General features: G+C 72.4%; 12 protein-coding genes. 7 read left to right on the top strand and 5 right to left on the bottom strand.

What is annotated here, in order from left to right; translation table 11 throughout:
• Positions 1–24 precede the first annotated feature (24 nt).
• A complete protein-coding gene (locus tag RM609_RS06645) occupies positions 25–894 on the top strand; it encodes an S-methyl-5'-thioadenosine phosphorylase (protein WP_311608722.1) in 870 nt (289 codons plus the stop codon).
• Positions 895–1,336: 442 nt separating this feature from the next.
• Positions 1,337–1,768 (top strand): MscL family protein, encoded by a 432-nt coding sequence (locus tag RM609_RS06650; RefSeq protein WP_438828401.1) that lies wholly within the window; start codon positions 1,337–1,339, stop codon positions 1,766–1,768.
• A gap of 88 nt (positions 1,769–1,856) precedes the next feature.
• Here RM609_RS06650 and RM609_RS06655 read toward each other — a convergent pair whose 3' ends face one another.
• A complete protein-coding gene (locus RM609_RS06655; protein WP_311608725.1) occupies positions 1,857–2,048 on the bottom strand; it encodes a hypothetical protein in 192 nt (63 codons plus the stop codon).
• A gap of 31 nt (positions 2,049–2,079) precedes the next feature.
• On the opposite strand from RM609_RS06655, the gene RM609_RS06660 reads away from it, so the two are divergent.
• Entirely contained in the window at positions 2,080–3,309 is a 1,230-nt protein-coding gene (locus RM609_RS06660; protein WP_311608728.1) for a low temperature requirement protein A, read from the top strand.
• Between the two features lie 38 nt (positions 3,310–3,347).
• The gene (locus RM609_RS06665) at positions 3,348–4,466 is read left to right on the top strand and encodes a P1 family peptidase (protein WP_311608730.1); all 1,119 of its coding nucleotides are present in this window, start codon (positions 3,348–3,350) and stop codon (positions 4,464–4,466) included.
• A 25-nt stretch (positions 4,467–4,491) separates the two neighbouring features.
• On the opposite strand, the gene RM609_RS06670 is transcribed toward RM609_RS06665, so the two are convergent.
• From RM609_RS06670 to RM609_RS06680, 3 genes are all read right to left on the bottom strand, one after another.
• On the bottom strand, positions 4,492–5,463 hold the full coding sequence (locus RM609_RS06670; protein WP_311608731.1) for an ABC-2 membrane transporter-related protein: 972 nt from the start codon (positions 5,461–5,463) through the stop codon (positions 4,492–4,494).
• Entirely contained in the window at positions 5,460–6,392 is a 933-nt protein-coding gene (locus tag RM609_RS06675) for an ATP-binding cassette domain-containing protein (RefSeq protein ID WP_311608733.1), read from the bottom strand. Before RM609_RS06675 ends, RM609_RS06670 begins: the two co-directional genes overlap by 4 nt.
• Positions 6,393–6,558: 166 nt before the next feature.
• The gene (locus tag RM609_RS06680; protein WP_438828402.1) at positions 6,559–8,004 is read right to left on the bottom strand and encodes an MFS transporter; all 1,446 of its coding nucleotides are present in this window, start codon (positions 8,002–8,004) and stop codon (positions 6,559–6,561) included.
• A gap of 206 nt (positions 8,005–8,210) precedes the next feature.
• Between RM609_RS06680 and RM609_RS06685 the strand changes: the two genes are divergently transcribed.
• Positions 8,211–9,176, top strand: a complete 966-nt coding sequence (locus RM609_RS06685) for a helix-turn-helix transcriptional regulator (RefSeq protein WP_311608737.1) — start codon at positions 8,211–8,213, stop codon at positions 9,174–9,176.
• An 87-nt stretch (positions 9,177–9,263) separates the two neighbouring features.
• Here RM609_RS06685 and RM609_RS06690 read toward each other — a convergent pair whose 3' ends face one another.
• Positions 9,264–10,268, bottom strand: a complete 1,005-nt coding sequence (locus RM609_RS06690; protein WP_311608738.1) for a sigma-70 family RNA polymerase sigma factor — start codon at positions 10,266–10,268, stop codon at positions 9,264–9,266.
• 461 nt (positions 10,269–10,729) lie between these two features.
• Between RM609_RS06690 and RM609_RS06695 the strand changes: the two genes are divergently transcribed.
• Both RM609_RS06695 and RM609_RS06700 read left to right on the top strand, forming a co-directional pair.
• Complete coding sequence (locus RM609_RS06695; RefSeq protein ID WP_311608740.1) at positions 10,730–11,164, top strand: hypothetical protein; 435 nt, start codon at positions 10,730–10,732, stop codon at positions 11,162–11,164.
• A gap of 139 nt (positions 11,165–11,303) precedes the next feature.
• The gene (locus RM609_RS06700) at positions 11,304–12,353 is read left to right on the top strand and encodes a questin oxidase family protein (protein ID WP_311608742.1); all 1,050 of its coding nucleotides are present in this window, start codon (positions 11,304–11,306) and stop codon (positions 12,351–12,353) included.
• Positions 12,354–12,405: the final 52 nt, after the last annotated feature.

Here is a 12,405-nt window from a genome sequence, read left to right on the forward strand (position 1 = left end):
GGGTGGGGCGGTTAGGGTGAGCCCATGCCTGAGACCAGCAGCGCGGCGACGACGACGGCGACGACCACGGCGGAGATAGGGGTCATCGGGGGATCGGGGTTCTACTCCTTCCTCGACGACGTGACCGAGATCACAGTGGAGACGCCCTACGGGGCGCCGAGCGACTCGCTCTTCCTCGGCGAGCTGGCGGGCCGGAAGGTGGCCTTCCTGCCCCGCCACGGCCGCGAGCACCGCACTCCCCCGCACCGCATCAACTACCGGGCCAACCTCTGGGCCCTGCGCTCGGTCGGCGTCCGGCAGGTCCTGGGCCCGTGCGCGGTGGGCGGTCTCCACCCGGAGCACGGACCGGGCACCCTGCTCGTACCGGACCAGCTCGTGGACCGTACGAAGTCCCGCGCCCAGACCTTCTTCGACGGGGAGTCGCTGCCCGACGGCTCGGTGCCCAACGTGGTCCACATGACCTTCGCCGACCCCTACTGCCCCGTCGGGCGCTCGGTGGCCCTCGGGTCGGCGCGCGGGCGCGGCTGGGAGCCGGTGGACGGCGGGACGATGGTCGTCATCGAGGGGCCGCGTTTCTCCACCCGTGCCGAGTCGCGCTGGCACGCGGCGCAGGGCTGGTCGGTGGTCGGCATGACCGGGCACCCGGAGGCGGTCCTCGCCCGTGAGCTGGGGCTCTGCTACACGTCGATGGCGCTGGTCACGGACCTGGACGCGGGCGCGGAGGCCGGGGAGGGCGTCTCCCACGAGGACGTGCTGCGGGTCTTCGGCGAGAACGTGGACCGGATGCGCGAGGTGCTGTTCGACGTGGTGGGCGCGCTGCCCAAGACGCAGGACCGGGACTGTCTGTGCACGCGGGCGCACGAGGGCTGGGACCTGGGGATCGAGCTGCCGTAGCGGACGTGGGGGCCTTAGGGGTGACGGAGTTGTCCACAACCCGCGAGTAGTCCACAGGGTCCAGCGGGATCGGCGCGGAGCCGGGATCGTGGGGAGCGTCCGTTGCCGCTCCCCACGTCAGGTGGTGTTCCCCAGTGTCCGTAGTGCCCGCAGTCAGCACGGCCCTCACAGCCCCCGCCCCCACCCCGGCTTCCCGCCCCTTCCCCGCGCCCTGGACCCCGCCGGGGCGCCGGGTGCCGATGTTCGCGCCGGTGCGCGTGGGGCGGCGCGTGCGCCGCCGACGCACCCGGGCGCGCGTTTGTGGATTGGACAGACCAGCCAGACTCTCTCGTATGTTATGTAATCGGCCATTCCGGCATAGGTACGTACAGAGAGAGGTTGTTCGGTGAGCTCCGGGAGCGATAAGAAAACAGGAGTCCTCGGGGGTTTCAAGGCCTTCCTGATGCGGGGCAATGTGATCGACCTCGCGGTCGCGGTCGTCATCGGAGCGGCGTTCACCAACATCGTGAACTCTGTGGTGAAGGGCGTCATCAACCCCGTCGTGGGTGCCTTCGGCACCAAGGACCTCGACCACTACGCGTCCTGCCTCAAGGGCCCCTGCACGCGGAACGCCACGGGTGAGGTCACCAAGGGCGTCTACATCCAGTGGGGCTCGGTGCTCAGCGCCACGCTGACGTTCCTGATCACGGCGGCGGTGGTCTATTTCCTGATGCTGCTGCCCATGAAGCGCTGGCAGGACCGCCAGGCCGCGAGGACCCCGGCGGAGACCAAGCCCGACGAGCCCACCGAGATCGAGCTGCTGGCCCAGATCCGCGACACCCTGATCGAACAGCGCCGAGGCCCGGGCTCCGACTCGGTCCCGGCCCAGCGCTGAGCGCCCCATAGGGGCGCGAGGAACTGCGCGACAAGCCCCCACCGGCCCGCGGCGACCGGATCGCGATCCCAGCGGAAGCGCTTAGGCCTCAGATGTGGTGAGGCGGCTTCTCGTCCAGGAAGCGGGCCAGGTCCGCGGCGCTGCCGCCGGTGGCCGGGCGGTCGCCCCAGCCGCGGTCGGTGTCGTCCGAGGACTGCCGGTCCAGCGGGTCGTCGAAGATCAGCGCGGCGGCCGGGGACGCGGGTTCCCGGCGGGGCGCGGGCTCAGGGGCGGTGCTCATGCGTCCAGGGTACGGCGGTGACAATCGCCCTATGAGCGAGGAGCCGCTGCCCGGGGAGCCGCCTCCCGCCCGGCACCCCGGCGTGCTGCGCCGGATGACCGCGCGCGGGCGCGACGAGGAGCACCGGGCCGCGACACCCCTCGAGCTCTTCTTCGACCTGTGTTTCGTCGTCGCGGTCGCGCAGGCCGGCAGACAGCTGGTCCACGCGCTCGCCGAAGGGCATCCCGGACACGGCATTCCGGGTTATCTGATGCTTTTCTTCGCGGTGTGGTGGGCCTGGGTCAACTTCAGTTGGTTCTCCTCCGCCTACGACACGGACGACGTCGTGTACCGCGTCGTGACACTGATCCAGATTGCGGGCGTGCTGATCCTGGCGGCGGGCATCCCCCGCGCCTTCGGCAATGCGAACTACACGGCGGTCTGGCTCGGCTACGCCGTGATGCGGCTCGCGCTCGTCTCGCAGTGGCTGCGGGCCGCGCATGCCTCCGCCGGGGCCGAGCGGCGCATGGCGCTGAAGTACGCCATCGGCGTCAGCCTGTGCCAGGTGGGCTGGCTCGGGCTGCTCCTGCTGCCCGACCGGGCCAAGCCCTGGGTGTTCCTGGTGATGGCGATCGCCGAGATGGCCGTCCCCGCGATCGCGGAGATGCGCCAGCAGACCGCCTGGCATCCGCACCACATCGCCGAGCGCTACGGCCTGTTCACGATCATCGTGCTGGGCGAGACGGTCTCGGCCGCCACGGTCGCCGTCCAGTCCGCGCTGGACGAGCACGAGGCGGTGGGCGAGCTGCTGCCGATCGCGAGCGGCGGACTGCTTTTGATCTTCGCGGCCTACTGGATCTACTTCGCCGTGCCCATCCACCTCCACCTGGCCTCCAACCACCAGGCGTTCCTCTGGGGCTACGGCCACTATCTGATCCTGGGCTCGGCGGCGGCCATCGGCGCGGGCATCGAGGTGGCGGTCGAGGAGTCGGTGGGCAAGGCGCACATCTCCACGTTCGCGGCGTCGTCCTGCGTGACCGTTCCCGCCGCCCTGTTCATGTTCTGCGTCTGGCTCATCCACTCCCGCCACTACAAGCGCGGCACGGCCCAGCAGCTGGTGCTGCCGCTGTCCGCGCTGGCCGTCCTGGCCTGTACGTTCGCGGGCGGGGCGGCGGTGCTGCTGGCGGGTCTGGCCGGGGTGGTGACGGTGGCGGTCGGGGTGACGCTCTCCACACGCAACCCGCCGGAGCCCGCGGCGTCGTCATCCCCTCAACGCAGCTGACTCCTCCATCTTTTGATGGCCCGTGATACGGATGCCGTATGACTGACGCTCGTATAGCGCCCGCGCCCGGGCCACAGGACGCCCTCACCGATGTGCACGGCCTCCATGTGGGTCACGCCCGCCGCCAGGGCGACCTCGCCCTCACCGGCACCACGGTCGTCCTCACCGCGCCCGGCCTCGGCGGCGCCGTCGCCGCCGTGGACGTCCGAGGCGGCGGGCCCGGCACCAAGGAGACCGATGCCCTGGACCCCCGCAATCTCGTCCAGCGCGTGGAGGCCGTCGTCCTGACCGGCGGCAGCGCCTTCGGCCTGGACGCGGCGTCCGGGGTCATGGCGTTTCTGGAGGACGCCGGCCGGGGCTTCCGGGTGGGGCCGGATCCCGCGCAGGTCGTCCCGGTGGTCCCGGCGGCCGCTCTGTTCGACCTCGGCCGGGGCGGCGACTGGCGGGCCCGGCCGGACGCCGCGCTGGGCCGGGAGGCCGCCGAGGCGGCGGCCCGTACGGCACCGGGGGCGCCCGTCGCCCAGGGCACGGTCGGCGCGGGCACCGGCGCGGTGGCCGGCGGGCTCAAGGGCGGCATCGGCACCGCCAGCGTGGTCCTGCCCTCCGGGGTGACGGTCGCCGCGATCGCGGCGGTCAACGCCGCGGGCTCCGTGGCCGACCCGGCGACGGGCGTGCTCTACGGGCGGCTGTACGAGGGCCGGCCCGTCACGTACCCCGCCCCCGAGCGGCACCGGGCGGCTCAGGAGTCCCTGGCGGCGGCGCGGGAGGAGTCGGCCCGGCGCTGGGCGGGTTCCGTACGCCCCCCGCTCAACACCACCATCGCCGTCGTCGCCACCGACGCCGCCTTGACCCGTGCCCAGGCCCAGAAGCTCGCGGGCACCGCCCACGACGGCCTGGCCCGCGCGGTCCGGCCGGTCCATCTGCTGACCGACGGGGACACCGTCTTCGCGCTGGCCACGGGCGCCCGCCCGCTGCCGGAGGAGGAACACCTCCCCGGCAGCGCGGACTTCGCGGCGGGCGCGGTCAACGAGATCCTCGCCGCCGGGGCGGACGTCCTGACCCGCGCCGTGGTCAAGGGCGTGCTCGCGGCCGAGGGCGTCGACGGACCCGGCGGCGTCTTCCCCTCCTACCGCGACCTGTACGGCACGGACGGCTGAGCCGCCGGACCCGCCGGCCCGGCCGTCAGACCACGCGGCGGCGCAGCACCGCGTACGTCGCCACGAGCAGCGCCGCCGCCAGCCCCAGGAAGATCGCGGTCTCGATCCACTGGAGCGTCCAGAAGTCACCGCTGGGATAGACCTTGTGATACCGGGCGACGAATCCGTGCTCGGTCATGCACTGCCGCATCTCGGCGCCCGAGAGCTGGCAGTACCGGCTGATGGGGAACTCGCGCCCGGCGGCGTCGAGGTAGCCGAACTCGCCGGTGGACCAGGCGCTTCCGACGTACTTCTTCGGCGCGGCGCCGGGGGTGACGCGGCGCAGCGGTTCGAGCCAGTCCGGGCGGACGAAGGTGAGGAGCAGCCGGGTGCCGGCGACCGCGGCGAGGGCCGCGCCCATGGCGGGTGTCGTCCGGCGCAGGAGCGCTCCGGCGGCGGTGCTGGCGGCGAGCCCGAACAGGGCGCAGGCGACGGCGGCGGGTCCGGTGGCGTTGAAGAGGAAGCCGTCGTGCCAGTAAAGACCGTCGAGCATGTTGGAGACCGGCGCCCACCACCACGCGACGAGCGCGGCGAGGGTGGTGGAGGCGACGACGGCGCACAGCGCCGCCAGTCCGAGGCGCGCGGTGAACCACTGGCGGAGGCCCGCGCCCTGGGACAGGGCCAGTTTGACGGTGCCGGTCTCGATCTCCCGGCCGATCAGGGGCGCGCCCCAGAAGAGCCCGATGAGCACGGGCAGGGCGGCGCTGAAGGCGCCGAGGAGCCGGATGGCGCCGGTGTTGTCCTCGATCAGCCGCTGGGCGAGGGCGACGGTGACGGCGTCGGTCGAGCACTCCTCCGGGTCCCAGCCCTTGCAGACGGGTATGTGGTGCGCGTCGATGAACGCCGTCATGTCCGCGCGCCGCAGCGCGACCCAGACCGCGCAGGCGGTGAGGGCGGCCAGGGCGGTGAGGACGAGGGCGCGCTGCTGGCGCCAGGCCAGCCAGAGGGTGCCCTTCACGCGGCGGCCTCCTCGGCCGGGGCTGCCGGGGCGTCGGTGCGGAGGTAGGCGAGCAACAGTTCTTCCAGGGTGGGGTTCTGGGTGACCCACCGGTCGCCGGGGCCGGTTCCGCCGTGCCGGACGAGTGCGGAGACCTGGCGGCCGGTGACGGTGGCTTCGACGACCGTGGCACGGTCGGTCCCGGGCGGCAGCCCGTCGGGGGTTCCGTCGTGGGCGCGCCCGGTGATCAGCAGGTGCTCCTCGCGCAGGCGCTGGGCGTCGCCCGTGAGCCGTACGCCGCCGTGCTTGAGCAGCAGCACGTGGTCGCAGACGTTCTCCAGTTCGGAGAGGACGTGCGAGGACATCACGACGCTGATCCCGCGCTCGGCGACCTCGGCCATGATCAGGGCCATCACCTCGTGCCGGACGAGCGGGTCCAGGGCGGCCAGCGGCTCGTCGAGGAGCAGCAGGTCGGGGCGTTTTCCGAGGGCGAGGGCGAGGGCGATGCGGGTGCACTGCCCCGGTGAGAGGGTGCCGACCTGGGCCCTGAGGGGGATGTCGCCGGCGCGGACGAGGGCCTCGGCGGTGTTCTGGTCCCAGCCTTCGGGGTTCGTCCGGCGCCCGAACCGCAGGGTCTCCTTGACGCTGAAGCGCGGGTAGAGGGGCTTGTCCTGGGCGACGAACGCGATGCGGCGCAGGGCCTCGGGCGTGCCGGGTACGGCGCCGAATACGCGGAGGTCGCCGGTGGTGGGCCGGAGCAGGCCGGTGGCCAGGTGGAGCAGGGTGCTCTTGCCGGCGCCGTTGGGTCCCACGAGCGCGGTGACCCGCCCGGCGGGCAGGGTGAAGGCGCAGTCCCGCAGCCCCCAGCCGCCCCTGAATTTCCGGCCCAGGCCGGTCGCGGCCAGTGCGGCTGTGGGCGCCGTCGCGGCGGTCGGTTCGTGGTCGGTCACGTGTCTCACCCCTACACCCATTTCACTAACATGTTAGTGAAATGATGCGGAGGTCGATGATCGCCGTCAAATCCCCGGACGACGGACCGATGAGTGCACGACAAAGCCCCGGGCCGCCTGTCAGGACAGGCGGCCCGGGGCTCCGGGTCGTACCGGCAAGGCCGTCCTACGCGGCGGCGGCCAGCTCCGGACCGGCGTCCTCGACGCCTTCGGCGCCCTCCCCGGCCTCCGCGCCCGCGGCCGACTTGCGCGGCATCGCGAACATCAGGGCGAGGACCACGCCCAGGACCGCGGCGACCCACCACATGCCGTGCCGGAAGGCGGCCGCGAACGCCTCGCCCGCGTGGCCCCGGGCCACCTCGCCCTCGTCGAGGGCGTTGAAGAAGACGACCGACACCAGGCCGAGGCCCACGGCGTTGCCGAGCTGCTGCGTGGTGTTTATCAGGCCGGACGCCGAGCCCGAGTGCTCGCGCGGCACCCCGGCGATGACGGTCTCGGTGAGCGGGGCGACGATCAGGCCCATGCCGAGGCCCATGACGGTCAGCGGAAGGGCCATCTGCCAGGGGTGGATGGCCGTGCCGAAGTGCTCGGACTCCCAGATGTAGAGCAGGACGCCCGCCATCATCGACAGCGCACCGGCCTGGAGCACCTTGCGCCCGAAGCGGGGGACGAGCTTCTGCACCGACAGGCCCGCCGCCACCGACACGGCGATGGAGAAGGGGATGCCGGTCAGGCCTGCCCGCAGCGCGCTCCAGCCGAGCCCGATCTGCATGTAGAGGGTCCAGATCAGGAAGAAGACACCGCAGGCGACGCCGAAGGCGACTTCGACGCCGATGCCCGCCGCGAAGCTCTTGACCTTGAACAGCGACAGCTCGACCAGCGGCGAGCCGTCCTTGCGGGTCTTGTGGCGCTCGTAGGCGACGAAGGCGGCGAAGACGACCGCGCTGCCGGCCATGCTGAGAAAGCCCCACAGCGGCCAGCCCAGCTCACGACCCTGCGTCAGCGGGTAGAGCAGCATCAGCAGCCCGCCGGTGGCCAGGGCGACGCCCACCAGGTCCAGCTTGAGCGCCTGCGGCGCGCGGGACTCGGAGATATAGCGGCGGCCCATGATCAGGCCGGCGATGCCCACCGGCAGGTTGACCAGGAAGATCGGCCGCCACTCCAGCCCGAAGAGGTTCCACTGGGTGAGCAGCGCGCCGAGGATGGGGCCGGAGACCGCGCCCAAGCCGACGATGGCGCCGAACATGCCGAAGACCTTGCCGCGCTCGTGGGCGGGGAAGGTGGCGTGGACGATCGCCAGCACCTGCGGCACCATCAGCGCGGCCGTGGCGCCCTGGAGGACGCGCGCGGCGACGAGCAGGTGCGGGTCGCCCGCGACGCCGCAGAGCATCGAGGCGAGGGTGAAGCCGCCCATGCCCAGGAGGAAGACCTTCCGGCGACCGTATATGTCGCCGAGCCGTCCGCCCGTGATCAGGCCCGCCGCGAAGGCGAGGGCATAGCCCTCGGTGATCCACTGAAGGATGCTGAAGGAGGCGCCGATGTCCTTCTGGATGCTCGGCATGGCGATGTTGACGATGGTGACGTCCACCAGGTCCATGAAGGACGCGGTCATCACCACGGCGAGCGCCAGCCAGCGGCGGCGGTCTGCGGTCGCGCCGGGGGACTTCCCGGCGGGCGGATCGGTGGTCGCGGTGCTGGTCACAGGGGTATTGCCTTTCCTCTTCCTGCGCGCCGGATCGTTTCCCTCACCCGGTGCACCCACCACGCTAGGGGCCGTATAGGTCAGGTCATGTCCTAGATACCTGCCACCCTGGTGAGATGACGGACACCCCGGCACGGCTGCTGAATCTGCTCTCGCTCCTCCAGACCCCTCGCGAATGGCCCGGCAGCGAGCTCGCCGAGCGGCTCGGCGTCAGCTCCCGCACCATCCGGCGGGACATCGAGCGGCTCCGCGACCTCGGCTACCCCGTACAGGCAACGATGGGAGCCGAGGGTGGGTACCGGCTGGCGGCCGGAGCCGCCATGCCGCCGCTGGTCCTCGACGACGAGGAGGCGGTCGCCATCGCGGTGGGGCTGCGCGCCGGCGCGGGGCATGCCGTGGAGGGCATCGAGGAGGCGTCCGTACGGGCCCTGGCCAAGCTGGAGCAGGTGCTGCCCGCCCGGCTGCGGCACCGGGTCTCCGCCCTCCAGGCCGCGACCGTGCCGCTCACCGGCGGCGACGGAGCGACCGTGGACCCCCACACGCTGACCATGATCGCCTCGGCCGCCACCGGCCATGAGCGGCTCCGCTTCGCCTACCGCAAGGGCGACGGCACGGAGACGAAACGCCTGGTGGAGCCGCACCGGCTGATCAGCACGGGCCGCCGCTGGTATCTGGTCGCCCATGACGTCGAACGCGGCGACTGGCGGACGTTCCGGGTGGACCGGGTGAGCGAGCCCTTCGCCACCGGCGCCCGCTTCACCCCGCGCGAGCTGCCGGTGCCGGACGCGGCGGAGTATCTGAAGCGGTCCATGGCCCGGCTCCAGCCGACCTACCGGCTGGTGGTCACCTTCCGCGCCCCGGCCGAGTTCGTGGCCGCCCGGCTGCCGAACTGGCTCGGCGTACCGGCGCCCGTCGACGCGATGACATGCCGGCTGGACGTGACCACGTCCGACTCCGTCGAATGGGTGGCCCTACGGCTGGCGATAGTGGACTGCGAGTTCGAGGCGCACGAGCCGCGCGAGCTCGTCGAGCACCTGCGCGAACTGGGCGCCCGCGTCAGCAGGGCGGCGGCGAAGGGCTGAGGCGGCCGGAAAACATAAGGGCCCCGGCGCAAGGGGGGGAGATGCGCCGGGACCCGGTCTGCTGGCCTATAACCAGATTAGACCCGATTACGCCGCCGCGTCGAACCCCGTGGCATGTGCCATCTTCTTCAGCTCCAGCAGCGCGTGCTTCTCGATCTGCCGGATGCGCTCACGCGTCAGCCCGTGCTGCTTGCCGACCTCCGTCAGCGTGCGCTCGCGCCCGTCCTCGATGCCGTACCGCGCCTTGATGATCGACGCGGTGCGCTGGTCGAGACGGCCGATGAGGTCCTCCAGCTCCTCGCTGCGCAGCAGCGCGATGACGGACTGCTCCGGCGAGACGGCGGAGGTGTCCTCCAGCAGATCGCCGAACTGGGTCTCGCCCTCGTCGTCCACGGACATGTTCAGGCTCACCGGGTCACGGGCCCAGTCCAGCACGTCGCCGACGCGCTCGGGCGTGGTGCCCAGCTCCTCGGCGATCTCCGCGTGCTCCGGGTCGCGCCCGTGCTCGCGGTTGAACTCGCGCTGCACCCGGCGGATGCGGCCCAGCTCCTCCACCAGGTGGACGGGGAGCCGGATCGTACGGGACTGGTCGGCGATCGACCGGGTGATGGCCTGGCGGATCCACCACGTCGCGTACGTGGAGAACTTGAATCCCTTGGTGTAGTCGAACTTCTCCACCGCGCGCACCAGGCCGGCGTTGCCCTCCTGGATCAGGTCGAGAAGGGGGAGGCCGCTGCGCGGGTAGCGACGGGCGACGGCGACGACGAGACGCAGATTGGACTTGATGAAGACGTCCTTCGCGCGGGCGCCCGCGGCGGCTATCGCCGCCAGCTCCTCGCGCGACGCCTCGCCGGCCCGGTCCCCGCCGGCCTCCTGGCCGTCCAGGATCTGCTGGGCGTAGACGCCCGCCTCGATGGTCTGCGACAGCTCGACTTCCTCGGCGGCGTCGAGCAGGGGTGTACGCGCGATCTCGTCGAGGTACATGCCGACCAGGTCGCGATCGGCGATCTCCCCGCCTGTGGCGCGAACACTGCTTGCCTCGCCAGCCCGCCGTGCGGTGGTCTGACGACGGGCGACGGCACGGGTTGCCATGCGTACTCCCTTGCGATGAGACGTGTCGCGGGATGGACCAGGTGCCCACGGGGCGCCCCGTCCGAAGTAAAGAACGGCCGGAATCCGGACAGAATTCCCCGGGGACGCCTTCTTTTTATGGATCATGCAGTACCCTGCGCGGCCGCACAGCCGGCACACAGGGTGATACGGCTCGGGGAAGCGCAGGTCAGCCCCGATGGCAGACCCGGCCCCACGGCCCTCGTGAACCCCCGCGGCCACGACGCCCATGAGACGGCCGTCACATCGCGGCCACCCCCGCTCCCTCTCCCCCAAGGACGCCGGTAACCGGCCACCGGTTGCCCGAGAAGGCCCGGAAGGTCGGTTTCCCGGCGGCCCTGTCCGGGCCCCGCCACGGCGTGATCGAGTTGCCCCGGCAAGGGGGCGGGTGTGCCCTGGTGGGACAGAGGGGCGGGACAGACGGTGAGCGAGAGGAGCCCGCCATGACGCACTCGATCATGCCCGGCCGGCACCACGCCCACGAGGGCCCCGGCCCGGTCCCCCGCACCGGCCACGTCCGCCACGAACGCACGACCCCCACCGCCGGCTGGGCGGTGCCCGTCTTCGGCGGCTTCGTCCTCGGCCTCTACGCGGTCTTCCTCGCCCACGACAACGGCTTCGGCGAACTCCAGGGCTGGATGCTGGGCCTGGCCGCCGCGGTGGTCTCGGCAGGCCTGGGCTATCTGCTGATCCGCAACCGCGACAAGATGATCACCGAGGTCCGCGCAGCCTCGTTCGGCGCGCTCTTCGGCATCTCCATGGGCTTCCTGCGCAGCCTCACCCGGGTCTCGGTACTGGAATCCGCCTGGATCGGCCTGGTCTTCGGCGCGTGCATGGCCCTGGCCTCGTACTACCTCTTCTATTGGCACGAGCACTGAGCCGGCACGAGCACTGAGCACCGGCGCCGGGCGCACCCGTCCGGCTCCGGCGGAGTACCGGCGACCGACGCCGAGCGGCCAAGGGGCGTAGGTCCGGCGACCGTTCCGCCGGGCCCGCCCGCGCTCCTACGGTGAGGCCATGACCGCCATCACCGAGGACGGCACACTCGACGAAGCCCTGGAGCGCGTCCACTCCACCGGTCCCGAGTTCCAGGGCTGGCTCTCCAACCACGCCCCCATGACCGTGGAAGCGCTCGCCCGCCACGGCCAGGCCCGCGCGGTGCACCGCTGGCTGGACTCCTACCGGCACCGGACGGAGGACCTGCCCACCGCCGCCCTGACGATCACCGACGCCAACTGGCACGAGGCGCTCGGCGACGCCCGCCACCTCGGCTCCTGGATCGCCCACTTCACCCGGCTGACAGCCGAACTCCCCTGGGCGGACGTGCTCACCACATGGTGGCCCCGGCTGCTGCCCGGCATCATCGCCGGCGCCACCCACCCCGTGATCCGCGTCGGCCACGCCGTCCGCACGCTCCTCACGGACGGCGAGACCGCGCCCCGTACGGCCGAACTCGCCCACGCCCTGGGCTACTGGGCCGCCCGCCACCAGCCGCTGCCCGGCACCGTCACCCCCTCCGGCACCGCGGGCCCCCACCGCGCGCTGGACGCGATACCGGTTTACGCCGCCGTCCAGGAGGGCGGCATCCGCGACCGCCTCGCCCGGCTCCCGGCCGCCGACGGCTGGCCCGCCGCCGCGAGCGGCCTGCGGCGGCCCGCCGGCCCGGACGACGCACACGACCTGCTGGCGGAGCTCGTCCGCGCCACGGTCGCCCGCTATCCGCGCTACGCCCACGGCGACGCGGTCATGCTCGTCCACGCGGCGACCGCGCCCAACGCGGTCCTCCGCGTCCTTCCGGCGCTTCCCCGCGCCTTGTGGGTGCCCAGCCTGGCGGCGGCGTGGGAGGCGAGCGCGGTCATCACGGCGGCGTATGCCCCTGCACGGGCCCTGTTCGCGGGCGCGGGTGCGGGTGCCGCCGCGACGATGGAGGAGTCCTTCGCGCTGGCCGCGGCGCACGGGGACGCGCACGTGATCAAACTCGCCGACACGGCGTGGGACGTGGGCGGCCCGGCCGCCCTGGCGGCGACAGCCCGCGCGTGCGAGCTGATCGAACCGGGGGACGGCTGAGCGCCGGACGGGCTGATTTCAGCCCGTCCGGCGATCGAGGACCGGGGGTCCG

It is taken from the genome of Streptomyces hesseae, from assembly GCF_031845785.1.
Classification (GTDB): Bacteria; Actinomycetota; Actinomycetes; order Streptomycetales; family Streptomycetaceae; genus Streptomyces; species Streptomyces hesseae.

Coding starts and splice junctions, on each gene's coding strand:
- RM609_RS06655 (WP_311608725.1), bottom strand. CDS start 2,048: ATGAGCACCGCCCCTGAGCCCGCGCCCCGCCGGGAACCCGCGTCCCCG.
- RM609_RS06685 (WP_311608737.1), top strand. CDS start 8,211: ATGACGGACACCCCGGCACGGCTGCTGAATCTGCTCTCGCTCCTCCAG.
- RM609_RS06695 (WP_311608740.1), top strand. CDS start 10,730: ATGACGCACTCGATCATGCCCGGCCGGCACCACGCCCACGAGGGCCCC.
- RM609_RS06660 (WP_311608728.1), top strand. CDS start 2,080: ATGAGCGAGGAGCCGCTGCCCGGGGAGCCGCCTCCCGCCCGGCACCCC.
- RM609_RS06680 (WP_438828402.1), bottom strand. CDS start 8,004: ATGACCGCGTCCTTCATGGACCTGGTGGACGTCACCATCGTCAACATC.
- RM609_RS06645 (WP_311608722.1), top strand. CDS start 25: ATGCCTGAGACCAGCAGCGCGGCGACGACGACGGCGACGACCACGGCG.
- RM609_RS06690 (WP_311608738.1), bottom strand. CDS start 10,268: ATGGCAACCCGTGCCGTCGCCCGTCGTCAGACCACCGCACGGCGGGCT.
- RM609_RS06665 (WP_311608730.1), top strand. CDS start 3,348: ATGACTGACGCTCGTATAGCGCCCGCGCCCGGGCCACAGGACGCCCTC.
- RM609_RS06700 (WP_311608742.1), top strand. CDS start 11,304: ATGACCGCCATCACCGAGGACGGCACACTCGACGAAGCCCTGGAGCGC.
- RM609_RS06650 (WP_438828401.1), top strand. CDS start 1,337: ATGCGGGGCAATGTGATCGACCTCGCGGTCGCGGTCGTCATCGGAGCG.